The organism is Bacillus sp. RC240 (assembly GCF_044907945.1).
GTDB classification, from domain to species: Bacteria; Bacillota; Bacilli; order Bacillales; family Bacillaceae_G; genus Bacillus_A; species Bacillus_A mycoides.
On record NZ_JBIYCT010000001.1, the window covers coordinates 1091288 to 1118167 of the forward strand.

Sequence of the window (26880 nt, forward strand, 5' to 3'; positions counted from 1 at the left end):
TTTTGAGCAAGAAAGCCCTAAATAGGGCTTTTAAACTGGATATACAGGATGTTTACGATCCGTGAATACTTGATATTTACTCATATACATTTCGAATCGTCCTTTTAACTCTTCACGTAAATTATTTGGATGAACAATACCATCAATCACCATCTCTGATGCTAAACGGTAAATATCAATATCTTTCTTATACTCTTCTCGTTTTTCAGCAATAAAGCTTGCACGCTCTTCTTCTGGTAAAGCTGCAATTTTATTTGCATATACAGCATTGACTGCTGCTTCTGGACCCATTACTGCAATAGAAGCTGTCGGTAATGCTAAGCAGCAATCTGGTTCAAACGCTGGACCTGCCATTGCATATAAGCCAGCTCCATATGCTTTTCGAACGACGATAGAAATTTTCGGTACAGTTGCTTCACTCATTGCAGAGATCATTTTTGCACCGTGACGAATAATTCCGGCACGTTCTACTTTTGTACCAATCATAAATCCAGGTACATCTGCAAGGAATAATAATGGGATATGGTATGCATCGCATAAATTTATAAACTTCGCTGCTTTATCAGCTGAATCGTGGAATAATACGCCGCCCTTCATACGCGGCTGATTTGCAATAATGCCAATTGGCTTACCATCAATGCGTGCTAAACCTGTAATTAGTTCTTGAGCAAATAATTTTTTCACTTCAAAGAAAGAACCTTCATCAATAATTCTGTTAATGAGATCTTTCATATTGAAAGGAGCATTTTGATTTTCTGGAATGATTTCTTCTAACGTTTTATCGAACTGTTTCGGTTCTTGAGGTGTAATCAAAGGAGTCTTTTCTAAATAGTTACTTGGAAAATAAGAAATATATTGTCTTGCTTGCGTAATTGCATCTTCTTCTGTTTTACATAAAACATCTCCGCATCCTGATACTGAGCAATGCATACGTGCTCCGCCCATTTCTTCTAAAGTTACCTTCTCACCGATAACCATTTCAGCCATACGCGGAGACCCTAAATACATAGAAGCATTTCCTTCAACCATCATAACAACGTCACAAAATGCTGGAATATACGCACCACCAGCCGCTGAAGGTCCAAATAATAAACAAATTTGTGGCACTTTACCAGATAATTTCACTTGGTTATAAAAGATCCTTCCTGCACCGCGGCGTCCAGGGAACATTTCAACTTGATCTGTAATACGTGCCCCAGCAGAGTCAACTAAATAAAATAACGGTACACGTAATTTCTCAGCCGTTTCTTGAATACGTAAAATCTTTTCAACTGTACGTGCTCCCCATGATCCAGCTTTTACAGTCGAATCATTTGCCATTACGCACGCAGTACGACCATGTATTTTACCAGTCGCAGTTACAACACCATCAGCTGGTAATCCAGTTTGTTCACAATTTGCAAATAATGCATCTTCCACATATTCACCATTATCGAATAAAAGAGCTAAACGATCTCGAACAAAAAGTTTCCCTTTTGCTTTGTTTTGTTCATGATATTTCGGTGCCCCGCCTTGCTTAATTGTTTCAACCCGTTCTTCAAATGGATTAGATTGTTGTTTTTGATCTAACATATTTACTCCCCCTTATACATTGGTTTGCGTTTTTCCTTGAATGCCTGTAATCCTTCTAATCTATCTTTCGTATCGATTACGCCCTCATACGCCTGTTTTTCCATTTGTAAGCCGGTATGTAAATCTACTTGAATACCATTTGAAATTGCTTCTTTTGCTAATCGAACGGCAATTGGACCATTATTAGCAATTCGATCTGCAATTTCAATTGCTTTCTCTTCTAGTAAATCAGCTGGTACTACGAATTCTACTAAACCATACTCTTTCGCTTCTTGCGCCGAAATACGTCTTCCTGTATAAATTAATTCTTTCGCTCTACCAACTCCAATTAATCTAGGTAAGCGCTGCGTACCACCCGCCCCAGGTATAATTGCAAGGGAAGTTTCAGTGAGACCTAGACTTGCAGTGTCAGAAGCAATTCTAAAATCACAAGCTAAGCTTAATTCAGTACCTCCACCAAGTGCGATTCCATTAATAGCAGCAATAACTGGTTGTGGTAATTGTTCCACCATCTCCATAGTAGAACGAATCATACCCACAGCATGGCGAACTTGTTCTTCACTCATGTTGGCACGCTCTTTTAGATCAGCACCAGCGCAAAATGCTTTTTCGCCATCCCCTGTTAAAATAACAACGCGCGTATTTGATTCTTCGTTTATTTGAGTTAATATAGTTTGTAATTCTTCTAATAATGCCAAGGATAATGAGTTTGCTTGTCTTTCACGATTTAACGAAATCTTTACAACGTGCGGTGTAACATAGTCAACTGAAATGTTTTGTAATTGTAGCATCTTCTCACCTACTTATCGTTTTATGTTGAAGCGCTCTATACACATGACTCGGTAATTGGATATTTAACTTACTTTGAATAAACTGACTAGCTCTCAATAACTTTTCTTCATCAATATTAGTTTGGACTCCCAGCTTATGGAGCATATGCACTAAGTCATCAGTAGCAACATTACCCGATGCTCCTGGTGCATAAGGACATCCTCCGAGTCCACCACAAGAACTATCAAACGTTGTAATACCATATTCTAAAGACTTAACTACATTCGCCAGAGCCATTCCATACGTATTATGAAAATGCATTGCAAACTGCGAAGCATCATACTTCTTTAATAGATGTTCTAATACTTGTTCTACTTGTAATGGATTCGCTACACCAATCGTGTCCCCGAGAGAAACTTCATAAATGCCGTATGAAAATAGTTGATTACATATTTCGTCAACTGCTGTGGCACTTATATCCCCTTCATAAGGACATCCAAATACAGTAGAAACATAGCCTCTTACCTTTTTACCTTCGAACGTTGCCTGTTTTGTTATATCTTCAATTACAGCTAATGCTTCTTTAATAGATTTATTAATATTACTTTTATTGTGAGATTCACTTGCTGATAAAAAAACATTCACCTCATCTACATTTTGCAAAAAAGCTCGTTCCAAACCATTTTGATTTGGAACAAGCGCTGCATATGTAACATTTGGATCCCTTTTTAGCTCAGAAAATACATCACTTGCATCTGCTAATGCAGGAACCCATTTAGGGTGAACGAATGAGGAAACTTCAACGTACGACAATCCCGCTTCTGTAAGTAGTTGAATCCATTTTACTTTATCTTTTGTGCCAACAATCTTTTTTTCATTCTGTAAGCCATCACGTGGCCCGACTTCTTTAATGACAGCAAAATTAGGTAGTTTCAATTCGCTTCCCCCTATATCTCCCTATTCAATTTCTAGTAATACATCTCCTTCATTTACAAAATCGCCTTCTTGTACGTTAATTTTCATAACAGTTCCGGCTTCTTCTGAAACGATTGGAATTTCCATTTTCATAGATTCCAAAATGACGACATCCTGCTCTTCCTCTACTGTATCTCCTACTCCTACAACAATTTTCCAAACATTTCCTGCCATCGATGCATATACTTTCGTCATCATTTTTTCCCCCTTAATATTCATAACTCTTATTTTTTAACAAGTTGTTTCGTTACGAAACCCGTTGTATAAATACCACTTTTGAACACATCGTCTCCGAGTACTTGCAGTAACATTGGTGTGTTTGTTTTAATACCTTCTACTTTTAACTCTTCTAGAGCAATTTTTAATTTTGAAATCGCTTCTTCACGAGTTTCACCATGTGCGATTACTTTCGCAATCATTGGATCATAGAAAGGTGTAATCGTTACTTGATTCTCCAAAAAGTGATCAATACGTATATTTGTCGGTAACGTTAAATTTGTAATTTTCCCAGGTGATGGGAAGAATGTTTTCGGATCTTCTGCATAAATACGAGCCTCAATGGCATGACCACTACGTTTTACATCATCCTGTGTAAATGATAGCTTCTCACCATATGCGATAAGTAATTGTTGTTCAACTAAGTCTAACCCAGTAATTTCTTCTGTAACTGGATGTTCTACTTGTAATCTCGTATTCATTTCTAAGAAATAAAAGTTCTTTTGATCATCTACAAGAAACTCTACTGTACCTGCATTTGTATAACCAAGTGCTTTAGCAGCCTGTACAGCAACTTCTCCCATAGCCTTTCGTGTACCCTCATCTAAAAATGGTGAAGGTGCTTCTTCAATTACTTTTTGATTTCGGCGCTGCACTGAACATTCGCGTTCCCATAAATACACTGTATTACCATGTGTATCTGCTAAAAGCTGAATTTCAATATGATGTGCATCTGCTATATAGCGCTCTAAATACATTTCTCCGTTACCAAAGAAATTTTGCGCTCTTGTTTTATTACTTTCAAATGCTTTGGTGAGCGTTTGCTCAGTTTCCATCAACTGCATACCAATGCCTCCGCCGCCCGCGGATGCCTTAAGCATTAATGGATAACCAATTTGTTTCGCAATTTCAATTGCTTCTTCAGCAGTTTCAATATTTGTAGTAATTCCTGGAACTACTGGCACATCTGCTGCTTGCATCGCTATACGTGACTCAATTTTACTTCCCATCTTAGTAATGATTTCTTCTGAAGGACCGATAAATACGATTCCTTCTTCTTTACAGCGAATCGGAAAAGATGGATTCTCTGATAATAATCCGTACCCCGGATGGATTGCTTCAGCATTTGTCTTCTTAGCTATTTCAATAATTTTTTCAAGGTTTAAATAGCTTTCTTGGACACGTGGACCGCCTACTAAGTAAGCTTCATTTGCCAATTTTACATGAAGGGCATTTTCATCAGCCTCAGAATAAATAGCAACGGTACGAATGCCAAGTTTTTGACAAGTTTTCATAATGCGAACTGCGATTTCCCCGCGATTAGCAATTAATATTTTTTGAAACATAGTGACTCCTCCTTTTTATCTACATCCTAAATGTCTTGCAATTACGAGACGTTGAATTTCAGAAGTTCCTTCACCAATTTCTAAAAGTTTTGCATCACGAATATATCGTTCAACTTCATATTCGCGCATATAGCCATATCCACCATGAATTTGTACTGCATGATTTGCTATACGACTTGCAGCTTCAGATGCAAACAACTTTGCCATAGCCGCTTCTTTACCGAAAGGTTTATCGTTATCTTTTAACCAAGCTGCTTTATGTACTAAATTACGCGCTAATTCTACTTCAGTCGCCATATCAGCCAATTTAAATTGAATCGCTTGGAAATTAGAAATCGGTTTTCCAAATTGTTGACGTTCCTTCGCATATTGCAATGCACGTTCAAATGCAGATTGTGCAATACCTACTGCTAATGCTGCAATTGAAATACGTCCTCCATCAAGTGTATATAAGAATTGTTTAAATCCTTTATTTACATCACCAAGAATATTTTCTTTCGGTACACGTACACCATCAAGTACGATTTCACAAGTATTAGAAGCACGAACACCCATCTTATCGTAAGGGCTTGAAATCGTTAATCCTTCACTAGTAGTCGGTACGATAAATGCAGAAATACGTTTTTTACCATTGTCTTCAAAACCGTTGATAGCGGTTACAATAATTGTATTTGCATACTCTGCGTTTGTAATCCAGCACTTTTCACCACTAATAACATATTCATCGCCATCTAAAATTGCTTTCGTTTGTGTGCCCCCTGCATCAGATCCAGCATTTGGCTCCGTTAATCCGAAAGCACCTAACGTTTTACCTGACGCCATTGGAACTAAAAATTTCTGTTTTTGTTCTTCTGTACCGAAATAATAAATTGGAGAAGCACCTAATGAAATTGTTGCAGCATAGCTTAAACCTGTTCCACCACAAGCACGACCAATTTCTTCAACAGCTAACGCGTACGATAACGTATCTCCACCTGAACCTCCATACTCTTCTGGGAATGGGATACCTAATAATCCTAGTTCGCCCATTTTTTGAAATGTTTCATATGGAAATTCCGCAGTTTTGTCATAATATACAGCTTTCGGTGCGATTTCCTTTTCAGCAAAATCACGTACCATTTCTTTAATCATTTGTTTTTCGCGAGTTAGAGTAAATTCCATTCCGCTACACACCCCTTATCGAATATTGAGTTTCGACAGCGTGCGAGTTTCTACTACAAACATTACTTCTTAAAAGACATGAATATTAGTTAGACAATTGCTATAATTCTGTCATAACTTAATTTTAAAACAGATTCTGTACCAATGCACAAAAAAATTCCTACATTGTTCTACAACAACATAGGAGGTTTTGTGTCGAATTATGTAATTTATTGTTTAATAATCTCTACCTTTTCCCGAATCAGAAATTTCTACTAACCCTTCAGGGTATGGCTCAAAATATGTTTGTCTTAATAAATACTTTTCATCAAATCGAATGGCCCATGATTTTAAAATTGTAAGCAAACTACTAAGTGGTATTTTCTTTTCTGCATATTTTTGTATCAGTTCTAGAAAATGATCTTTTTCTTGTTTTTTTAGCTTTGTTTTAAAATATCCGAAAATGTGCTCACATACATTTACATTCGATGTATAGCGAGGCGCGCGAATAAATAATTCATATAAAATCTTCTCATAGTTATCAAATACGACTTCAATTGTTTCATTTTTTTGATTTGCAATAATACGCCCTAATTCTTTTTGTTTCAGCTGATTATATGCCATAAATAAATACTTATAATCTGATTGAAACGCTATGAGTTCTTTTATGTTTTTAGTATGTTTAATCATTTTGTAATGCGCGATTGTAAACAATCTTGTAAAGAAATGCTCTCTAATAATATAATTCGACAATCTACCTTCTTCTTCAATTGGAAGATGCGAAAATTTTTTTATTACTGCTCCGCCAAATAATCCAGTTCCTTTTCCTTTTACTGGCCCTTTTTCAAAACCAGAATAGATTTTCACATCACGAGTTCCGCAACTTGGCGAACGATTCTTCAAAATAAAACCGTCAACTTCAGGTAATGTTTGTAAAAACGCATTTGAAAATTCATTCATTTTTTCAGTTACATCTTCTCGTATTGACGGTTGTACAAGCATATTCGCACCATTTTTTTCTACAATACGTATCGTTTCACGAGGAGTCCCTAAACCAATTTCTACTTCAGGACATACAGGTATAAATGTAACAAATGGCTGCAAGTTTCGAATTGTTAAATCTGGAACCATCTCTCCATTATAACGACAGGCATCAAATTCTAAACATTTACTTACAACAATTATCGGTTTAGCAAATTGTCGCATCACATTACCTCCGTGGCGTTAGTCCATACAATATAAATTGAATCGTATTTTCAATTTCCACTTCATCGTCCCATTTCTCTTCCGGCAATAATAAAAACCTCGTTAAGAGCAACCCTAATACAGCTGATAAAGTAAGACGTAATACGGAAGATGGCGGAAGTTCAATAATTTCCCCTTCTTCTTGAAACTTTACAATCAGCTTTTTAAAATGTACAAGCAGTTCTGTTTCTATTAATTGTTGTATTTCACTTTTTAGTTCCGGCTGAAATGGTACTTCTTGAATTAATATTTTTATCATTGGAAAGTGCTTTTTAGCAAATTCAAATCTATTTTGAATTATTACTCTTAAAAGCACTTCATACGATTCATACTCTGTTTTAAATATTTCTTTTGCAAAGGCTTGTACGAAAAATGGCGCAGTAAACTTTGTTAAGGTCGGCATCACGACTGCAAACAATAAATCTTTTTTCGTTTTATAGTAGCGGAAGATTGTTCCTTCCGCTACACCAGCTCGCTTTGCAATTTCACTCGTTGAAGTTGAGGCGTACCCTTTTTCTCCAAACATATCAACAGCTGCCTCTAATATACGCATTTGACGTTCATTACGTTTATCAGTATTCGTTGCGGCAACTAATTCTTCCAGCCAATCCTTCTTCATTTATTGTGCTCCTTTTTATCATCATTATATTTTGCGATGTTTCTTTAATGCAAATACATTTCCTACTGCAAATAATAGTGAAAAAAGTAGTAATACAGTAAGATCTAATGCAATCTCTGTAAACCCTTGATTCCGAATCATTACTTGTCTCATAGCGTCAGCACCATATGTGAGTGGAAATAATTTACCTAACATTTGTAACCATGTATTCATGGATTCCATTGGAAACAACCCAGAAAAGAAGACTTGTGGCACGATAACAAGCGGTATAAATTGAATCATTTGAAATTCATTATTTGCGTATGCCGATAAAAATGTGCCTAATGTTAGTGCAGTTAAAGAAAGCATACATGTTATAAGTAGCGTTAGCCATATTGAGCCAGCTACATATAAATCTAAAATATAAACTGAAAAACTTACAATTATAATAGATTGTATAAATGCAAAGATTCCAAAACCAATAATATATCCTAAAACTATTTCCCATCTTCTCACTGGTGTGGACAATAACCTCTCTAATGTACCACTTAAACGTTCTCTTACAAAAGATACTCCGGACAATATAAATACAAAGAAAAATGTAAAGAAACCAATTAATACGGGACCAAGCCCATCGAACATCGTAATGTCTTTAGAGCCATGTAAATAATCCACTTCAGGCTTCATCATTGATACATCATTCTTCTCTGTACTCTTTTGCAATACTTGAAGTACTGCACGGTTTTTTGATGAATCACTGCCTTCTAATAGAAGATTCATTTTTCCATTTTCTAAATGAATTACTGCATCTACCTTTTGCTTTTCTAATTCCGAAATTGCTTTGTCTTTACTATATTCATAAATTGATGCTTCTTGATTTTTCATTGCTTTTACTATAGGAGCAGGTACATCGACTACAGCAATATGCGGTATATAGTCTTTTTGTGTAAATACTAGCGATAATAACCAAAGTAATAACATTGGTGCCCCAAACATCATTGCTAAAGAACGCTTATCTCGAAAAAATTGACGAATGATACGGATGACTACACCATTAACTCTCATGATTCAATCACTCCTTCTAACATAAAGACATCTTCAATTCGTCCAGAAGATGTTTGTTTTTTCAATTCCTCCGGTGTGCCAATCGCAACTAAATTCCCTTCTCTAATTAGCCCTAGACGTTCGCAAAACTCAGCTTCATCCATAATGTGCGTTGTTACAATAATAGTTGTTCCTTTCTTTTTAAGGTCATAAAACTTCTCCCAAATCGATTTTCGAAGTAGAGGATCTATCCCAACTGTTGGCTCATCTAAAATTAATATTTCTGGTTCATGAAGGAGTGCTATCGCCAATGATAAACGTTTTTTCATTCCACCTGAAAAATGCTGTACTTGCTTTTTCATATGCTCTGATAATTGCACAAGTTCAAAAACTTCTACGATTCTCTCTTTCTTACGCTTACCTTTTAACCCATACATCGTTGCAATAAAATCTGCATTTTCATATGCCGATAGTTCTTCGTATAATGCATCAGCCTGAGCCATATAACCAATTCTTTTCATTTCATTTAGATTAGGCATGTTTGTATTAAAAACAATTACATCCCCTGTAGTTGACTCATTAATACCTGCAATCATTTTAATGAGTGTTGTTTTCCCTGATCCGGAAGGTCCAACCAAGCCAAAAATTTCTGCTTTTTCTACTTGCAGCGAAAGGTTATGCAAAACTTCTTTTTTCCCAAAATTTTTTGATACATCTCGTAAAATAATTGAAGGTTGCTGCACTAAAAATCCCCCTTTTCTTTAAAATGAGTGAGTACTCACTTTTATTTTACTCTCGAATTATTATATGTCAAACTTTTCAAACATATATTTTTTCTGTTATTTACTAAATCAATGAAACAGAGTCGACATTAGAATATCTTTTCTTAAAGTCGACTCTGTTTCATTGTAAATTATTCGATTTTTGTTATGTTTTTAAATTTAAATACCTTCTAATTCTAGCAACATCTAAAGAATATTCGATAACTATTTGCTGTATTGGTAATATAACCGTTTCCGGATATAAATGTGCATATTGTAACGTTTCTGCATACTTTTCCAACCGTTTTTCTAAATACTTTACAATTTGCTCAGGATGACTTACTAATAAAGACGTACTATAATAATGAATTTGCTCCTCAATCGCCGTATATTCTTCAATTTCAAATTCTTTATGCATTTGTACACCCCTTTATATTTTTAATATTGCTTAATAATAACTATTTTAACTCGACTAATTTTTAAGTTTTTTGATTATTTACACTATAACAAACTCAATAGGTCAAATTTTGTTACTTTATGTAACGTTGAAAAATTTTAACAAAATTGTAATGGAAACTTGTACTCAAGAAAAACTACCTTTAAATTATTCTCCTGAACAAAAAAGCCATACAGATTAATTTAACTGCACGACTACAATCTCAGGTCTATTAAAAACTCTTTGCGGAATGATACTATTGCCTAATCCTCTACTAACTATCATAGACGTATTTTGTTGTTCATATAAACCCGCTGTATATTTGGGCAGTATTCCTTGATTAGGAGCAACTAATCCCCCGATAAAAGGTAACCGAACTTGTCCCCCATGTGCATGACCCGATAACACTAAATCTACTTTCTCCTCAGCATACTCTTCTAGAAATTCAGGCCTATGGGATAATAATACATTATACCTATCTGGCTGCGTTTCAATTTTTGCTTTTACAATTGCATCTTTTACAATACTTCCTTCATCAATATCTCCAGTATTAAATTCCGGATCATCAATTCCTAACAAGTTTATTTCGTGTCCTCCCTTTTGTATTATTACATGTTCATTTCTTAAAACAGTGACATGCTGTTTCTTTAAATTTTTTTCTAAACTGTTATATTTTCCTGACCATTTTTCATGATTTCCTGTCACAAAATATACCGGATATTCCTTCACAAGTTCTCGTATTACTTGCATACTCATTTCTGCATCGTACGATTTACTGTCTATTAAATCACCCGTAATAGCAATAATATCTGGATTTATGCTTTTTACTTTTTGAATTAAAACGTCTTGATTATCACCAAATTTTTTATTATGTAAATCTGAAATTTGTAGTATTTTATATCCTTTAAAAGAAGAGGGAATTTTACTAGAGGTTATTTTAACCTCAGTTATACTTATTAAATTGTTTTGTAAATATAAAAAGATACTAATGCCTACTAATATACCAATAATTAATATGATTCTTTTAGTCTTCTTGTTCATACTTCCTCCTAAAATCTTAATCAGTACTACAGTTCACAATAAATATTACGTGCCCTTCGCATTCAGAATAACTGAAATTTTTTAATTGATTTGTAGAATTTGTTATAGTTTTATACGCCACTTATAAAATTTTTCAATCGCATGTGTGTATGATGTCATGCTCATTTTTCAGTAATTTTATAGCGGATCACTGGAATCTCTTCATAATATTAACATTTATCTTACTTAGTTTGATAACTATATCATGATAATTCCTATAGTTTTTTATAAAAATATTGTGTACTTTTCTCGAAGTATATACGACATTTGATTACAAATATATTATTACCACTACGATTTTAATTTGTTTAAAACGTACAAAGAGAGAATTGAAACACTAAATTGCCTTATGAAAAGGTATTACTGTATTATTTGTTAGAAAATTGAAAAAACATGTGTAGATAGCTATCATTGTAAGTGCATATATAATTAACTTTAATTTTCTGACATATTTTCACATAATTCTTAAACTAGTTTTTTGCGTGCATTATGAAACAAAATATTGCCCGTGTCAGTCTTTAAAAGATTATATATCATAACTTAAAAGGAGGAAGAAAACTATGAAGAAGAAAAGAAAAGTCATTATGACGACTGCGCTTGCAGCTACATTGGCTACAGGTGCACTACCAAGTACATCGGTGTTTGCTGCTGAAAAAGAGGCTCCTATCCAACAAGAAGAGACACAGATGAGTATTCAACCATTTGCACAAAATAATTTGGAAACAGCAGTTGACGCTGCCTTAAATGGTCCAGAAGTCAAAAAAATAAAAGTATTTGAGCATGAATTTAATGTAAAACCAATTGAAGTAGTAAATTTAGGTGGCGGTAAAACATATGTTAAGGGACAAATTTCTCATCATTTAAGTTTTCGTCCAGATGATCAATTTTATTATGAGTTTACAGTGCAAGATGGAAAGGTAATAGATAAGCCTGTATTTAATATTGATAGAGGTGGTTGGACACCATTTGCTGCTCCACTTTTATCAATTCTTGCTGCGTATAATGGGATTCCAGTTAATCCAAATGATTTAAATGCACTTGGTCAACAGATTGGAAAAGTGATAGATGGAAGCTGGGAACATGCAGCCCAATCTATCGCAACTGTAGTTAGTTTAAGTTTTAATGAGTAGAATTTCTTAATTTTTGTTAGCCTAACAGAGTCCCATTTTTCATAAGTAACCTTGTTATAAAAAATTCTGAAACAGCTATAAATAGATTTTTACCACTCAGTCACATTATCTTGATTTGTTAACCACCTTATCATTCATTATATGTCACAAAATAGAAGTCTTTTTTAAGACTTCTGTTTTGTTTGTATACAGTACAGCGGAAAGTTTGTTTTTTACCTATCTATGCTTCAATTCTTTAAGAATCCGTTTGACTATTAGATACAATTTATTACAACAAACTATTAAAATCTCAAATAACTTCCTACCCTATTTTGATTTTTTCAAACACAAAAATTCATTACTTTAAGAATGAAAACAATAGATGTAGTAAAAAATCATCTTGTTTTATTATATCTATTGTTTAAAAGTCAGGAGAGATAAAATGAACAAAATAAAAATGAGGAATTTTTTTAAAATTAGTATCCTTACTTGTTTCACACTAGCAAGTTTAAGTACACCATCTACTATTTTTGCTGATAGTCATCCAGGTTATTCCTATGAATCCAATATAGGCTATCAAAACCCAGCATGGATGTCGAAAGTAGCAGATTCAACAAAATTGAGTGAAATATCTATTCCAGGGACTCACGGTACAATGGCTTTACATGGAGCAAGTTTTCTTGATGAAAATTTGACAAGAAATCAAACTATGAGTCTACCACAACAATTAAATTCCGGAATTCGATATGTAGATATGCGTGTTAAACGTGTAAAAGATTCTTTTGCAATGTACCATGGGATTGTAAATCAAAAAGCAATGTTTGAAGATGTATTAAAAGAGGCAATTCAATTTTTAAAAGATCATCCTACAGAAACAATTTTAATGCGCTTAAAAGAAGAAACTACTCCTGAAAGTGGCTCACTATCATTCGAGGAAATACTTAATAAATACAAAGACCTTAATTCTTCCTATTTTTGGGATCCAAGTTCTGTACCAGCTTCAAAAAGAAATAACCCTACTCTAGGAGACATCCGAGGGAAAATTGTAATCTTACAAAACTTTACAGCCTCTCAGCAATATGGTATTAATTACGATAGCTTAAATATACAAGATACATTTGAAATTGAAAACGGACCAGACGGAATGTATGAAAAATGGAATGCGGTGAGAACCCACCTTCAAAATGCAAATAATAATTTTAACAATGATAAAATCTATCTTAACCATTTTAGTGGCACAGGTGGTGCTGCTGCATTATTAAATAATGTTTATCCTTGGTTTGTTGCAAGTGGTAAAGAGAGCAGAAATACTGATAGTAACCCCAAGATGATTCAAAAAGCTACAACTAATGCGTGGGAAGATTTCCCTCGTGATATAAATGGTCAAGTATTTTATGGTGGAATGAATACACTTGGGACCGAACTCTTGCAACAAGGTGGAATTAAACATTCTGGTATTATCGCAGCTGATTTTCCTGGTCCAGGTTTAATTGATAGTATCATTAAATTAAATGGTATACATTCGAATGAAAAAGAAATATTAATTTCGCAAATTTCATCCGAATCTAGCCCTTTATCCGGACAACAAAATCGATCCAGTCAAAACTTTAAAATTGATAGTTTACCTGTAGGTACTAAGGAATTAAAATGGATTATTGAGCCTTCAGAAAAAGATCATCCTTCTTCTATCTCTTTCAATGTAATGATTGACGTTTCCCTAGGTACAGATTCTACTCGTTGGAAAAATATTTCACATGGATCTAGGACTGAAGCTTATACGAATGCTAAATATTATATTGCAAGCCCACTTGGTGCCACTAACAAATTTACAGTGAAAATATACGCTATTACAAATTAAAAAATAAAGAATCCCAATGGAATTCCTTTTTGATGGAATACCATTGGGGTTCTTTAATAATTTCATTTCGTATATATTGGGATGAAGAGTAAAAATTGCACCCCTGTTCCGGTATTGCACATAGAATAAGTGATAACTACCCTTTTCCACTTATCATTTATTTAAAACTGGCTTCCAAAGCGATAGTGCAAAAATCCAATTTGGATCGCCGTTCCCTTGATAACTTTGAATCGCTTCATACACTTTTCCCTCATGTACTACTTTATCACCTTTATTGTATGCTTTTCTTGCATCCCATTTTTCATAAGTAGAGTCCTCTAGTTTTGTTGCTACAGTTAAAACATCACTTCTACTAGACTCATTTCCAGCTAAATCAACCGCCGTCACTACATATTTATACGATGTATTAGTTTTTAAATCTTTATCCATAAAGGATGTATTATCCGCTGTCCCAATTTTATTCATAACCCCAGTGCTTTCTCTATATACAACATAATGATCAACACCTACATTATCTTCAGACGCACTCCACATCAAATCAACAGTTGTCGCTGTTGTACCCATACTATGTAATCCTTTTGGTTGAGTCGGAGCCTCTTTATCTGGAGTTTCATTTGTTGTCTTAACCTTTAGTTTTTCACTTTCTTTTGATATGTTTCCAGCAGCGTCTAATGCCTTTATTGTATAGGTATATTCCGTATTTGCTTTTAGTTTTTTATCAGTAAAAGTTGTACCTAGTACCGTACCAATTACTTCTCCATTACGTAACACTTGATATTCTTTTACGCCTATATTATCATTTGAGGCCTTCCATGTTAGTTCAACACTATTGGCAGAAACTTTAGACGCATTTAATCCAGTTGGTTGACTTGGAGCTACTGTATCGGGAGCTTCATTATTTACTAGATTTACATCAATTACATTATAAAACGCATTTGACGTATCTGCTACATCCCATACAGCTAAAATAACATGATAACCATTTCGATCAGTTGGTACATTAATTGTATGCGTTAAATTATTTGATGCTGCCGAACCGTCATGTTTCACAGTTCCAATTGGTTCTAATTCAGCACGTGTTAATGGTTTATTAGGATCCCATCCCTTTTTGGTAATGTAATAATGCCATTTACTTGTAGAATGTGCCGCTGTGTATTTCCATGTAAATGTATTTGCTCCCCCCTTTATTGTGTTTTTGAACCAGCGATTTGATGTTTGTTGGTCAAGAATCCCTCCAAACAGTTCTCCTGCCGAAGCGATTTTCCCATCAATCGGTCCACCATCTGGGAATCCTTTAGGTGCTTCTAGACTTTGAGGTTCGTACATTACATTTCCACAATTTAAATTTAATGCTCCATAATTCTGACTACATAAAGCAGCACGACTACTCGGCTTTTCAACAAACCCATGTGCATATGCACTTTGAGGAATCATTGTAATTGCCGTCAACCCTACAGCTAAAACACAAGCACCAATTCCTTTTTTACTTTTTCTTAATCTTTCTAACTTAGGTGTTAACTTCAAATTCATACTTGTCCCCCCAATATATTGTTTATGCTAATATAATAGCAATATAGGGATAAACGAACAAATCACCTACTAATATATTAATAGTTCAATAACATAAACACATTTAGTTTATTTATTAATCTGATATGGGGCTAAATTAAGCAAATTAATTCTATTTTGTAACATTATGTAGTAAAGAGTTTATAAAAAACCAATAAAGATTCACAAAAAATCCAAATATCGATTACTTAATTTTTTACAACCACCCCCCACACGATAACTACATTATTAAGCAGATTTCATGATTTATTACATTCTCTCGCCACCTGACAAAATCAGATCAAAAACATATCCCTGCATATTATCGATTAGTTCAACCACATCTGGATTTTTATCGTTGCTCAGCGACCAATTGATTGACACCATTGCGTTTGCTGTATACAACTGAGCTACAAAGTCAATCGGCACACTTACTTCAACCTGCTGCTCTTTCAAATAGAAATAGCAGGCATTATATAAAATGGATTCTAATTCTAAACGTAAATCCGCTGAGGGAACACGTACATGGAGTAAAGTTGCAATCTCTTTTTTTCGCGCTGAGATCTTATCGGTTATCATATTAATAGCTTGAGCCACATTTCCATTCTCTATTAATGCGAAACGAAATTCAATTTCTTCCTTGAACCAGCAGACATAATTTTGCACTAATTTTTCCAAAAGATCATATTTATCTGCAAAATGGCTGTAAAATGTGGACTTACTCACCATAGCATGTATGCAAATATCTTTAGTTGTAATTCGCCCAAACTCTTTTTCGTTCAAGAGGGTAATAAGTGTATTAGAAATATTTTTCTTCGTTTTATAAACGCGAACATCCTCTCCCATTAATAATCAATCTCCTTCCCAAAGTTGCTTATCAAACCATTTATATCCTTATGGTTCGATTTCGTACTTCTTACCCTTTCCTGCTTGTTGTTTCTATAATATACTTCTCTTATCCTTACCTTGTAGTCAAATATAAGGAGGGATTTTATGTTTAAACAGTATGTAAACAACGAACAGTTCAATTTGCAAATTAACCGTTTTTTCAACGATTTCTATCAAGACGATGAGCGGGCAAATCAGGATTTGCAAGCCATCATCCCAAGACTTACAGACACGGACAGCTGGTATAACACTTGGATAGAATATGCAGCAATGCGGGAGCATCAGAAAGACTTCGATCTGGCTTCGGTTTATTATCAGGCTGCCGAGTTTTATATGGAATCATCCGATCAAAAAAAAGAAAAAGTGTACCAAAAATACCGTGAAACTTTCTATAAGGGCTTTCATGACTTTGAGTATGAAACCTATCAAATTCCTTATGAAGATTCCTATCTTCCTGCAATCAAATTCATGACACCAGGCGCATGTAGTACACTACTTTTCTTTGGAGGCTACGATTCCTACATGGAGGAAATGATGAAGATGATGAACTACCTCATAGGAATCAATTATAATATTATAGTTTTTGATGGACCTGGACAAGGAACAGCACTGAAAAACGGCTTAAAATTCATCCACAACTGGGAGAAGCCCGTTTCCACAGTCATTGACTATTTCAAACTTGACCGTGTTAGTATTCTCGGAGCTTCTTGGGGCGGCTACTTGGCAATGCGTGCCGCCGCTTTTGAAAAACGAATCGACAAAGTCATCGCCTTTAATATTTTTTATAGTGGCCTTGATGCACTCAAGATGCGCATGCCGGATAATATCTGGAATAAATTGACCACGCTTCTGGCTACTAATGAAGCTGACAAAATTAATACCATGTTTAAACAAATGATGGCCACCAGCATCGACCTGAACTGGAAAGTTAAAAAAGGTATGGAAAATACAGGTGAAAAAACGCCATTTAACTTACTTAAAAACTTTGAAAAACATACGATGGCAGGAATCGGTCAGTTCATAAATCAAGAAGTATTGCTCCTGGCTGGTGAAGACGATCAGTACGTTCCAATTAGCCGATTACCGCAAATCGAATCGGAGCTATGTAATGCAGCCTCCATCACTTCTGTAGTTTTCACTAAGAAAACTGGTGGTGAACAACATTGTCAGGCTGGTCATCGTCACTTAGCTTTTGATGAAATTAAAAGATTTTTGCGACATAACTTCTAGTGAATAATATCAAGCATTTTAGCACTTTCAAAATTTTTCATATACTAATAACACATTAGAACATGGTGACTATCGTGACACTCCTCAAAAAAACTGATATTTTGTCATAAAAGAAATCCCCCACTTATTTGTGGGGGGATTATTCTGTGCTTTACTTATAATGATATGTGTGAAGTTTTGTTTATTTACAAACCTAAAATCCCTACAATCTGACTCGCCTTTAAATTAGTAATATAATTGTACATCTCTAAGCCTTTTCTTTCAGCCTTTAGCACCTTGCCTCTCATTTTCGATAAATGTTGGGAAACAGTAGATTGTGGAATTTTTAAAAGCTCCGTCAATTGTGTAACATTACATTTTTTATACTGAATTAACTCGTTTATAATTTGCAATCGAATTGGATGTGCCATTATTTTTAACATATCTACATCCTCTTCAGTTATTACACTCTTTTTCATTTCACTTTTATACATTGTCATAAGAAATTCTCCTTTATTATCCGTGCATTTCCGCACGTCTTTTAATTAGAAGTATATTCTAAAATTATTACGGTTTAATATTCTTACTTTTTGGTATATTGAAGTTTATATTTTCAAAATAATATAATTCCAGAAACGCCTTACACACATATTGTAAAATTCCAATATACGATTCATATGAACTTAATATACGGTTTAAATGAATCTTAAATAATGAATCTCACTTCACTATGGAGACACTGTTGAAACTTTACTTCAATAACTCTGTAGGAAACTTATAAACAATTAAAAAAGGACACACCTATAGCATATGTATGCGTAGGTGTGTCCTTTTCTAAGATAGATTTTAGAGTATTAACTTCTTTTTATCCCATCGTATAAGATAACTATTTAAATTTCAAAATATATAGTATAGAATAGGAACATTCGCTATATTTATGTATGAAAGGATTTTCGGAAATGGACTTGTTGCAAATCAAGAAAATGGAAAATTTAATTTGGACTATTGAACATAGTAGTGACCTCTCAAAAAGGTTTTACATAATAAAATTTTTTGATATAGAAAATACAATTAAGCCAATTGAAACATTAGAATTTGGAAATAGAAATATCGACAAATTTGAATGGGTGTTTATTAATATATTTCCAAGGGTAGTAACAACTTATGTCCCTTCCACTGGAAGGAAACCTGATGAATCATTAATAGATACAACTAGAGAAAACAGTAAAGAATCACTTATTTTACAAGGAATACGAACCTACACCAAGTTTTGGTCATGTTAACCCCCACCCTTCTATAGCAGCAAATATAATTTTGCATAAAATGTGTTTTTTTGAGTTAAGGTGAATTCTATATGTAAATTCTTCTGAGAGTTTCATTCACATTGTATTGTTCGTTATTTGAAGAACAAGGAGTTTTTTATAATATACGATATATCAATTTTTAAAATGTATGCTTATACTTATTTTTTTAGGCATTTTATTCTCTTAAGAGCATCCACGCAAATACATGCTCTTAAGAAAATAAAAGTAGTACGCATGAGATTGAATGAATATTAAATAAAACACTTTGGATCTGGAACTTACCTTACACTTTGTTTTATATACATAAAAGAAGAGTAGAATATCCTTTTTTATTTTTAGATTTGCCTACTAACACTTCAAACAATCTATCAGGACGTTAAGTAGTGAATAGTTCAATTTAAGGGGATTGTTTTAGTTTCTACTAATTTAGCAGAAAATTCAGTTCCACATTTAACCTTTTTAAATTCTAGATGATTAAATCCTTGATTAGCGCCTCATCGGTTGAATCAAAAAGGGTATGCACTTTAATAACACCTAGTCCAACAAACGTAAATATTACTCCTACCAAATCAAACAAAAAAATTTGAGTAGCCCCCTATTTATTGCACTAATTATAACTAGAGCTAGCCCTTTCCTTTTCTTTAAATTCCTACTTTAACTAGAACATACGGACGTTAAGTGATATGAATTCATTTTATAATGGGGGAATTTTTCACCTTTTCTAAACAACTTATTATATTATTTTTATCTAATAAGGCACAGAAACAAATTAAAAAACTTTAGTGCTCCTGAAAATCTCTTGAGGAAAAACGTTTTTCAGGTTACTTTTATACTGACTCTTTTCCTTAAAATGTTTCTGTACCTAATATTTAAATTAACTTATGTCAAAATATTTCGCAATACAAGCGCTAAATGCTACATGGATATATAGAAAATGACACTTTTTATGAGCATACCCCATCAAATACTTATATTAAATATAGAAAAGTCACCTTAATATTATTAAATTTGTTAAATTAAATAATGAAAATGGAGAATACTAACTTTATAATTGTCACAATTTAATTTATATATCTACTCTTTTATTACTCGTAAAAATCATTTGATAATTCCTTCAATATTAATTTATGAAATGCAGAGACCATCTAAAGCAACAATTTTCTTACATTAGATTGTTTTTCTATTTAATTTATTTTGTCGAAAAAAGTCGATATTTTCATATTTTTTTCATTTAATTATTGTACATTTGCACATTTAATGTTAGGATTATGCCTATTCAAATTAGATCCTATTGATTCCTCTTTAAGATTTCTTTATTTTATTTGTGAAAATTAGTTACTTTCTAGTAAATTCCCAGCAATAATACAGCAAACTACACTAATAATAATTCTAAAATTATATTTTTACCTCGTAAATTCATAAAAAGGAATTTAAGTCAAACTATATTTTTTATCTGTGTATATTCATTCTTTATTCAAACATGATTAATTATAAGTTCTAACTCGTTAATCAAATTTAAATAACAATTTTGATTCTAAAATAAGTTCAAAATCAAAATAAATATATTGTTATTTCAAAATAATGTTGTAAACTATCTTTAGAATGGAAAGATTTATGTAACAGCATGTTAAGGGGTTACAGGGGGAATAAAAATGAGAAATTTTTTCGATGACAGGTATAAAAATATTGAATTAAAAAGGAGACTATTAAATATAATTAGTGAAATTAGTGAATTAAAAGGAAAATTAGCTGCTTATCAGGAACAAAATCCTGATATATTTACTAGCTTAGAAAAAACCATACCACTTCATTACATAAAAAACTTTACTACTACCTATGAAGATATAAAAGTCCCTAATAAAAGATTAAAAGAACTTATTTTAGATGATATAGTACCTCAAAATATTTCGGAAGATGCTATCTTTTGTTTTTATCAAACACTTACTTTTGTACATAAGAATTCCTGTGATTTATTAATCAATCCAGAGACTATACAGGAATTACATTTTCAATTAATACATTACATTACCTCTGACAGTGCCAAATGGCGCGAAAAACCGTTTACTATTCCAGGTATTCCTGAAAACGGAATGCACTTAAATAGTTACCGCATTCTTCCACATGAGCTTATTCCACAAGTAATGGAACAATTATGTGATCAATATAACTCATTAAATTCTAGTAAGGGCCATCATTCACTTTTATTAATAGCTCGTTTTATATTTAATTTTTATTGCATAGTCCCTTTTAATCAGGGTAACGGCAGATTGGCACTTATGTTAATGCAATTGCTATTAATTAAGAGTGGAAATACATTTGTAAAATATGTATGTCTGGATAAATACATTAAGAAAAACGAATCTGAATATTACAATTCAATTTATAAATCTTCGGTAAATTGGTACTGCGAGGAACATAATAGTAGCTTTTGGTTAAAAACGTTTTTAACTATTATATTAGAGGCGTACAAAGATCTTCATAATACAGTTCTAGATTCTATATGTAAGCATACTAAAGTGGAGAGAATTCAGGATTTTATCCTTAAACAAAAACAACCCTTTACTAAGGAGTGTATTCGTAACACATATCCAGACATAGCAGAGAGTACAATCAGTAAGGCTTTAAATTCCTTGCAATTGTTTGGCCATATTAAGCTAGTGACAAAAGGAAGAAATGCTAGTTGGATTAAAGTTTAACTATACTTGTAAAACACTTACAGTTCAAAAAAGAAAATTATAACTTTATCATTTAAATTCATGCCTTTGGACTCTTATTCATTGAATTTCACTTTAATATATTAAGCTATTATTACTAATTTAGTTATTTCTAATTCCTACAAAACACAAAACGGTTTATAGGAATATTTGTCGAAAAAAGTCGCATTTTAATATTTTTTCTTTATTTTCTGGTTGTAAACGTTTCATTTTCGTGTTACCATCTTAATCAAACAATAGATGGTAATAAAAATGAAAATATTTCTTTCCCTTAGAAACATATAAACGTACGGTCATATCAAGAAAATAAGGCCAAAGAAATATTTGATACCTATCCAAATTACCAATAGGAATTTTGCCGCATTAACTTTCTGTTATTTCAGAATAAAACTTCACATTTTGTCCCTAAACAAAATTTGTTAGCGTGCAAAATTCAAATACACTAAAACACCCAAATAAATGAAATGTCCTTTTTTATTGAGCATTGAGGTATGAAAAAATAATTCTTCCTACAAAATTCAGCTGAGTAACATAAAGACATCTAAATTACTACCTTTATCGCCATCTATTGTTGACAACATATTTACCAACTATTAAAAAGAACCTATCAAGGGTTCTTTTTTATTATAATCATTCAAATTTCACTTCTATCTTGATACTTAGATTTCTACACAAATTACATCTACTTTTTTACTCTCAATTATTGAATTTATAATATAGTACTTCAATTTTAGTTATTCTTGATCTCAATCCGTTTAAATTAGTGAATAAAATTCAAACATATAAAAATAATAACTACAACTAATCGTTATATATTAAAGAGGTGTCAATTTTGTCCTTAAATGAAAAGACCCTAGAAACAAAGACAGATAAAACCATTGAAAAAATCCAAACAAGTAACTTAAAAGAACTTAAAAATACATTAGATAACATCTTTGATATTAGTGCAGATTTGATTGAACATCCTTTGCAATTAAAAACAAACACGAATATTTTACTATATTATTTTGAAGGCCTTACAGATGGTGTTGCATTAAAAGGAAATGTTGTTACACCATTATTACAAGAAGTGAATGAAGACAGTCAAATATTTAATTCTAATATTATTGCTACTCATACCAAAATAGTATATACGTGGAATGAAATTAAAGAAGGATTACTTGAGGGACAATGTGTACTGTTTATGGAAGGAGAAAAGAAAGCCCTTCTCATTAATACAAAGGGATGGGCAGAAAGATCAATTCAGGAACCTATTTCAGAAGTTACCATTAAAGGTTCTCATGATGGGTTTATTGAGAATGTCACTAAAAACATAGGTCTGATTCGTCGATATATTCCTTCTACTGAATTGAAAATTAAAAAAATGACAATCGGAGAACGGGCCACTACTTTTGTATATTTACTTTACTTAGGCGATGTAGCTAACGAAGATGTGGTACAGGAAGTGGAGACAAGAATCTGTAAAATTAAAACTGATACAGTATTGAGCGTAGGAGAATTGTCCAACTTTACAAAAGATCAAAATTGGACTCCCTTTCCACAGGCTTATTTAAGTGAACGCCCAGATGCTATTTCTAATCATATTCTTGATGGTAAAGTAGCAGTGTTAATTGATAGATCTCCTGGTGCAATGATCGTTCCAATGAATTTAATTGGATTTTTTCAGACTCCCGATGATTATAATGTACATTGGCTGATTGCATCATCTTTTCGCTTATTACGATTTTTAGGATTTATTATAGCTATATTTTTACCCGCAATATATATTGCAATGGTTTCATTCCACTTTGAAATCATTCCTTTAGATCTATATACTTCTATTGCAACGTCAAGAATTAAAGTCCCTTTCTCGCCTTTACTAGAAGCATTTATTATGGAAATCACATTAGAAATGCTTCGTGAAGCTGGTATTCGTCTACCACAACCAATTGGACAAACCATTGGAATTGTTGGAGGTATTGTAATTGGACAAGCAGCTGTTCAAGCAGGGCTTGTGAGTAATGTTATGGTTATTATCGTGTCTATTACTGCCATTGCATCATTTGTTGTTTCTAATTATGATTTATCAAGTTGTATTCGGCTTATTCGTTTTCCAATGATGTTATTTGCCTACTTTTTTGGAATTGTAGGTATTGTTAGTGGATTAATGCTCTTATTTGCTCATTTTGTTTCACTAACTTCCTATGGTTCACCATATGGATTGCCAATTGCACCATTTCGTCTCCAAGAGTTAAAAGATTCTTTTGTAAGATTTCCAATTTCTATGATCACCACCCGCTCGAGTACAGGACAGCCGAAACAAAGAAAGAAAAAAGAAGGTGGTTCACATGGGGAATCTTAAATTCCAAAACATAACTTCATTCGAATATATTGTTTTCATTCATTCACTGCAACTAGCATCAGGTATGCTAATTATGCCAAGCCCTCTTGCCACTACCGCTGGTACAGACGGCTGGATTTCTATCATTCTGGGATGGATAATTACTTCTATAATTGGCGTAATTATTATATTAATGTTACAAAAAAATCCTAACAAAAATTTCTCTCAGATCTTAAATGCATACTTTGGTAAATGGCTAGGAACAATTTTTCTTCTTTTATATGCCTTTTATCTATTTTTTGCTGGTTTTAATACTTTATTAAAGGCAACTGATATTGTAAAAGTGTGGATATTCCCCTCCACTCCTGCTTATCAAATCTCCATATTATTACTATTGCCTTTTATTATTTTAGCCCTGAGTGGGTTAAGGGCTCTTACTAGTTATTCTATGCTTGTTTTCTTCTTCACTACTTGGATGCCACTATTTCTTCTTTTTTCACTAAAGAGTAACTACAATCCTTTACACCTACTACCTATTTTTAAAGATGGCTTATACCCTATTGTAAAGGCAACAAAAGAAACCATTACTCCTTATGCGGGCTTAGAAATTGCATATTTTATTTATCCGTTCTTACAAAAAAAACAAAAAGCCATAAAAGGAATACTAATAGCGAATACTGGAACCATGTTTTTCTATCTATATGTGACTATTCTTTCTTATATATACTTTAGTCCGGAGGGGATAAAAGACGTAATTTGGCCAGTATTTCATCTGTTAAAAGGAGTTCGTTTTTCTTTCATAGAACGATTAGAAATTTTATATATCGCTTACTATTTGATTGTATTTTCCACTACAATATATCCGTATTTATTTTTCAGTTTCGAATCTGTGACCATTTTATTTCAAAAAACCGTTCGCAATTGGGTGCTGGTTGGTTTTATGCTTTTAATAGTCGGCTTATTCGTTTTTCTAAATCCCGATGTGGATCAATATTTATTTATATATTCTCTTATGGATATCTTAAATATCATTTTCTTTATTCTATTACCAATCTTCTTTTTCGCTTACAGCATTGTTTTTACTTGGTTTACTAGGAGGAAACAGCTTTGATTCGAAAATGGATATGGATTGTAATCTGTTGTGTATGTTTAATTGGTTGTGGTCAGAGAATTCCTCTTGAAAAAGTTTCTTTAATCCTTTTAATCGGCTTAGATAGTACTTCTAATGGAAACATAAAAGTGGGCACAAGCATACCACTCTTTCATCATAAACAGCAAAGCAGTACTGTAGAGCATTGGGTTCAGGCGTCAACCATATATGATGGATTTAGCAAAATGGATACGAAATTAACAGGGTATGTGACATCATCCAAAGCTGAAGTTATTTTAATTGGGGATAAATTAGCACAAGAAGAAAATTGGATACAGGCGCTCGATTCCTCTTACCGTGATCCTTACGCTACCATTAATGCTAAAGTGGTGCTTGTTGATGGACCGGCAGAAGATATGTTTAAAGTTAATAGGCCTGATAAGCCATCACTTCCATCTTATATAAATGGTGTAATCGAGTCTTCAATTCAAAATAATCAATCCGTCTCTTCTACAATTCAACAATTAATGAGAGAAAAAAATGAACAGGGAATGACGCAAACTGTTCCCATTATCAAGAAAACAAATAATGAAATTGATACGGTAGGAATTGCATTTTTAAATCATCAAGGAAAGTACTTAACGAAGATTCCTAAAACCGATGTGAAGTTTTTCAACCTTATTAATAAGTCAAAAAATACAGGTCGGATGATACTACACCTTGTTCTTTCTCCAAAAAAATCTGATAAAAAGCCAAATGCGTCTGTTTTCGTACAAAATGCAAAGAGAAAAATTAGTGTTGATTTCCAAAAAGGCAAATTTATTTTTAATATAGATGTAAGTATGAATGTATCCTTAATTGAAAAAACCAACGGAAACTTAACTAAAACTCGTTTACATGGTAATAAGAATATAGGTAGATTGGAACATGAAATCCAGGAAGAGTTCAATAAAAAATTACAAGGCATGTTACAGGATATGCAGAGAAATAAAATTGATCCAATTGGTTTATCATTACACGCTAGAGCTTTTCAATATAAAGAATGGAAAAAGGTAAAAGAAGATTGGTTGCGCGCTTTTTCAAAAGCTAAAATACGTGTGAATACACACGTTAAAATAACAGATACAGGAACAATTAGAAATTAAACTATCTAGATTATTTTTAGCCAAGAAACCTTCCCCCTCAATTTGTGTGAAGGTGCATAGCACCAATAAGTTAAGTGGAAGATGAATTCACCTTTCCTGTAGGGAAACATGTGTTTCTAGGGTATATATGGTTCTGGTGCAAAGTTTCTCAAGAGATAAACAGAGGCATGAATATATGAGGAAATATTATGAGGCTACTAGTAATTCCTGTAATTCATGATATACCGAAAAGGCAAAGTCTCCAAAGAGACTCCGCCTTTTCAACGTACAATGAACTTCAACAAAATGTTTTAGTTTTAACGAATTCCCCGAAATAATTCTCCTTCCTCAAGCGTGTGAAGGGCGTAGCCCAACGGTAGGTGGGAGAGGAATTTCGGTTTGGCATAGCCAAAAGCTTTTGATAAACTAGCTATATGAAGTTCTTTGATAACTTGATATATGAGGTTGCAGGAAGAAGATCGAGTGCGAAAACCAAGCCATTCGGTTCCTGCGTAAAATATCAACCGTACCA

23 protein-coding genes are annotated in these 26880 nt (G+C 33.2%); 8 read left to right on the forward strand and 15 right to left on the reverse strand.

What is annotated here, in order from left to right; genetic code table 11:
• Positions 1-30 precede the first annotated feature (30 nt).
• The 12 genes from ABH955_RS05735 to ABH955_RS05790 form a co-directional block, all read right to left on the reverse strand.
• Positions 31-1572 (reverse strand): acyl-CoA carboxylase subunit beta, encoded by a 1542-nt coding sequence (locus ABH955_RS05735; protein WP_404453868.1) that lies wholly within the window; start codon positions 1570-1572, stop codon positions 31-33.
• A gap of 2 nt (positions 1573-1574) precedes the next feature.
• Positions 1575-2363, reverse strand: a complete 789-nt coding sequence (locus ABH955_RS05740) for an enoyl-CoA hydratase (protein WP_113936467.1) — start codon at positions 2361-2363, stop codon at positions 1575-1577.
• 4 nt (positions 2364-2367) lie between these two features.
• Positions 2368-3279 carry a hydroxymethylglutaryl-CoA lyase gene (gene mvaB / locus ABH955_RS05745; protein WP_002017011.1) on the reverse strand — a complete coding sequence of 304 codons (912 nt, stop codon included), beginning with the start codon at positions 3277-3279 and terminating at the stop codon, positions 2368-2370.
• 21 nt (positions 3280-3300) lie between these two features.
• A complete protein-coding gene (locus ABH955_RS05750) occupies positions 3301-3516 on the reverse strand; it encodes an acetyl-CoA carboxylase biotin carboxyl carrier protein subunit (RefSeq protein WP_001985297.1) in 216 nt (71 codons plus the stop codon).
• 26 nt (positions 3517-3542) lie between these two features.
• The gene (locus ABH955_RS05755) at positions 3543-4880 is read right to left on the reverse strand and encodes an acetyl-CoA carboxylase biotin carboxylase subunit (RefSeq protein WP_404448922.1); all 1338 of its coding nucleotides are present in this window, start codon (positions 4878-4880) and stop codon (positions 3543-3545) included.
• A gap of 15 nt (positions 4881-4895) precedes the next feature.
• Positions 4896-6041 (reverse strand): acyl-CoA dehydrogenase, encoded by a 1146-nt coding sequence (locus tag ABH955_RS05760; RefSeq protein ID WP_002032227.1) that lies wholly within the window; start codon positions 6039-6041, stop codon positions 4896-4898.
• A gap of 216 nt (positions 6042-6257) precedes the next feature.
• Positions 6258-7226 carry a YbgA family protein gene (locus ABH955_RS05765; protein ID WP_404490949.1) on the reverse strand — a complete coding sequence of 323 codons (969 nt, stop codon included), beginning with the start codon at positions 7224-7226 and terminating at the stop codon, positions 6258-6260.
• 4 nt (positions 7227-7230) lie between these two features.
• Positions 7231-7884, reverse strand: a complete 654-nt coding sequence (locus tag ABH955_RS05770; protein WP_404490950.1) for a TetR/AcrR family transcriptional regulator — start codon at positions 7882-7884, stop codon at positions 7231-7233.
• A 24-nt stretch (positions 7885-7908) separates the two neighbouring features.
• A complete protein-coding gene (locus ABH955_RS05775) occupies positions 7909-8928 on the reverse strand; it encodes an ABC transporter permease (RefSeq protein WP_113936472.1) in 1020 nt (339 codons plus the stop codon).
• Complete coding sequence (locus ABH955_RS05780; RefSeq protein ID WP_404448914.1) at positions 8925-9650, reverse strand: ABC transporter ATP-binding protein; 726 nt, start codon at positions 9648-9650, stop codon at positions 8925-8927. Before ABH955_RS05780 ends, ABH955_RS05775 begins: the two co-directional genes overlap by 4 nt.
• A gap of 184 nt (positions 9651-9834) precedes the next feature.
• Entirely contained in the window at positions 9835-10086 is a 252-nt protein-coding gene (locus tag ABH955_RS05785; RefSeq protein ID WP_002017002.1) for a hypothetical protein, read from the reverse strand.
• A gap of 216 nt (positions 10087-10302) precedes the next feature.
• On the reverse strand, positions 10303-11145 hold the full coding sequence (locus tag ABH955_RS05790) for a metallophosphoesterase (RefSeq protein WP_404448912.1): 843 nt from the start codon (positions 11143-11145) through the stop codon (positions 10303-10305).
• A 599-nt stretch (positions 11146-11744) separates the two neighbouring features.
• Between ABH955_RS05790 and ABH955_RS05795 the strand changes: the two genes are divergently transcribed.
• Both ABH955_RS05795 and ABH955_RS05800 read left to right on the forward strand, forming a co-directional pair.
• Positions 11745-12314 (forward strand): methyltransferase, encoded by a 570-nt coding sequence (locus tag ABH955_RS05795; protein ID WP_404448910.1) that lies wholly within the window; start codon positions 11745-11747, stop codon positions 12312-12314.
• Positions 12315-12735: 421 nt separating this feature from the next.
• Positions 12736-14151: a phosphatidylinositol-specific phospholipase C gene (locus tag ABH955_RS05800; protein WP_404448908.1), complete on the forward strand. Its 1416-nt coding sequence runs from the start codon at positions 12736-12738 to the stop codon at positions 14149-14151.
• Between the two features lie 153 nt (positions 14152-14304).
• Here the strand turns inward: ABH955_RS05800 and ABH955_RS05805 are convergent, their stop codons facing one another.
• Positions 14305-15681: a lytic polysaccharide monooxygenase gene (locus ABH955_RS05805; protein WP_404448906.1), complete on the reverse strand. Its 1377-nt coding sequence runs from the start codon at positions 15679-15681 to the stop codon at positions 14305-14307.
• Between the two features lie 288 nt (positions 15682-15969).
• Complete coding sequence (locus ABH955_RS05810) at positions 15970-16545, reverse strand: TetR/AcrR family transcriptional regulator (RefSeq protein ID WP_404490951.1); 576 nt, start codon at positions 16543-16545, stop codon at positions 15970-15972.
• Positions 16546-16692: 147 nt separating this feature from the next.
• Here ABH955_RS05810 and ABH955_RS05815 point away from each other — a divergent pair, with 147 nt between their 5' ends.
• Positions 16693-17817 carry an alpha/beta fold hydrolase gene (locus ABH955_RS05815; protein ID WP_404490952.1) on the forward strand — a complete coding sequence of 375 codons (1125 nt, stop codon included), beginning with the start codon at positions 16693-16695 and terminating at the stop codon, positions 17815-17817.
• 185 nt (positions 17818-18002) lie between these two features.
• Here ABH955_RS05815 and ABH955_RS05820 read toward each other — a convergent pair whose 3' ends face one another.
• The gene (locus ABH955_RS05820; protein ID WP_002141834.1) at positions 18003-18296 is read right to left on the reverse strand and encodes an ArsR/SmtB family transcription factor; all 294 of its coding nucleotides are present in this window, start codon (positions 18294-18296) and stop codon (positions 18003-18005) included.
• A gap of 459 nt (positions 18297-18755) precedes the next feature.
• On the opposite strand from ABH955_RS05820, the gene ABH955_RS05825 reads away from it, so the two are divergent.
• From ABH955_RS05825 to ABH955_RS05845, 5 genes are all read left to right on the forward strand, one after another.
• Positions 18756-19079, forward strand: coding sequence for a hypothetical protein (locus ABH955_RS05825; RefSeq protein WP_404490953.1), 324 nt, complete (start codon positions 18756-18758; stop codon positions 19077-19079).
• A 1673-nt stretch (positions 19080-20752) separates the two neighbouring features.
• Positions 20753-21796, forward strand: coding sequence for a Fic family protein (locus ABH955_RS05830; protein WP_016091364.1), 1044 nt, complete (start codon positions 20753-20755; stop codon positions 21794-21796).
• 850 nt (positions 21797-22646) lie between these two features.
• Positions 22647-24155 carry a spore germination protein gene (locus tag ABH955_RS05835; protein ID WP_002185801.1) on the forward strand — a complete coding sequence of 503 codons (1509 nt, stop codon included), beginning with the start codon at positions 22647-22649 and terminating at the stop codon, positions 24153-24155.
• Positions 24142-25245 (forward strand): GerAB/ArcD/ProY family transporter, encoded by a 1104-nt coding sequence (locus ABH955_RS05840; protein WP_002185802.1) that lies wholly within the window; start codon positions 24142-24144, stop codon positions 25243-25245. Before ABH955_RS05835 ends, ABH955_RS05840 begins: the two co-directional genes overlap by 14 nt.
• A complete protein-coding gene (locus ABH955_RS05845; RefSeq protein ID WP_404490954.1) occupies positions 25242-26369 on the forward strand; it encodes a Ger(x)C family spore germination protein in 1128 nt (375 codons plus the stop codon). The genes ABH955_RS05840 and ABH955_RS05845 overlap by 4 nt, the downstream gene beginning before the upstream one ends.
• Positions 26370-26880: the final 511 nt, after the last annotated feature.

Excerpts from the sequence above, each read along its gene's own strand:
- ABH955_RS05775 (WP_113936472.1), bottom strand. The coding sequence starts at position 8,928 with ATGAGAGTTAATGGTGTAGTCATCCGTATCATTCGTCAATTTTTTCGA.
- ABH955_RS05795 (WP_404448910.1), top strand. The coding sequence starts at position 11,745 with ATGAAGAAGAAAAGAAAAGTCATTATGACGACTGCGCTTGCAGCTACA.
- ABH955_RS05740 (WP_113936467.1), bottom strand. The coding sequence starts at position 2,363 with ATGCTACAATTACAAAACATTTCAGTTGACTATGTTACACCGCACGTT.
- ABH955_RS05750 (WP_001985297.1), bottom strand. The coding sequence starts at position 3,516 with ATGATGACGAAAGTATATGCATCGATGGCAGGAAATGTTTGGAAAATT.
- ABH955_RS05820 (WP_002141834.1), bottom strand. The coding sequence starts at position 18,296 with ATGACAATGTATAAAAGTGAAATGAAAAAGAGTGTAATAACTGAAGAG.
- ABH955_RS05760 (WP_002032227.1), bottom strand. The coding sequence starts at position 6,041 with ATGGAATTTACTCTAACTCGCGAAAAACAAATGATTAAAGAAATGGTA.
- ABH955_RS05765 (WP_404490949.1), bottom strand. The coding sequence starts at position 7,226 with ATGCGACAATTTGCTAAACCGATAATTGTTGTAAGTAAATGTTTAGAA.
- ABH955_RS05805 (WP_404448906.1), bottom strand. The coding sequence starts at position 15,681 with ATGAATTTGAAGTTAACACCTAAGTTAGAAAGATTAAGAAAAAGTAAA.
- ABH955_RS05830 (WP_016091364.1), top strand. The coding sequence starts at position 20,753 with ATGAGAAATTTTTTCGATGACAGGTATAAAAATATTGAATTAAAAAGG.
- ABH955_RS05755 (WP_404448922.1), bottom strand. The coding sequence starts at position 4,880 with ATGTTTCAAAAAATATTAATTGCTAATCGCGGGGAAATCGCAGTTCGC.
- ABH955_RS05785 (WP_002017002.1), bottom strand. The coding sequence starts at position 10,086 with ATGCATAAAGAATTTGAAATTGAAGAATATACGGCGATTGAGGAGCAA.
- ABH955_RS05825 (WP_404490953.1), top strand. The coding sequence starts at position 18,756 with ATGGACTTGTTGCAAATCAAGAAAATGGAAAATTTAATTTGGACTATT.
- ABH955_RS05770 (WP_404490950.1), bottom strand. The coding sequence starts at position 7,884 with ATGAAGAAGGATTGGCTGGAAGAATTAGTTGCCGCAACGAATACTGAT.
- ABH955_RS05810 (WP_404490951.1), bottom strand. The coding sequence starts at position 16,545 with ATGGGAGAGGATGTTCGCGTTTATAAAACGAAGAAAAATATTTCTAAT.
- ABH955_RS05735 (WP_404453868.1), bottom strand. The coding sequence starts at position 1,572 with ATGTTAGATCAAAAACAACAATCTAATCCATTTGAAGAACGGGTTGAA.
- ABH955_RS05840 (WP_002185802.1), top strand. The coding sequence starts at position 24,142 with ATGGGGAATCTTAAATTCCAAAACATAACTTCATTCGAATATATTGTT.
- ABH955_RS05815 (WP_404490952.1), top strand. The coding sequence starts at position 16,693 with ATGTTTAAACAGTATGTAAACAACGAACAGTTCAATTTGCAAATTAAC.
- ABH955_RS05790 (WP_404448912.1), bottom strand. The coding sequence starts at position 11,145 with ATGAACAAGAAGACTAAAAGAATCATATTAATTATTGGTATATTAGTA.
- ABH955_RS05800 (WP_404448908.1), top strand. The coding sequence starts at position 12,736 with ATGAACAAAATAAAAATGAGGAATTTTTTTAAAATTAGTATCCTTACT.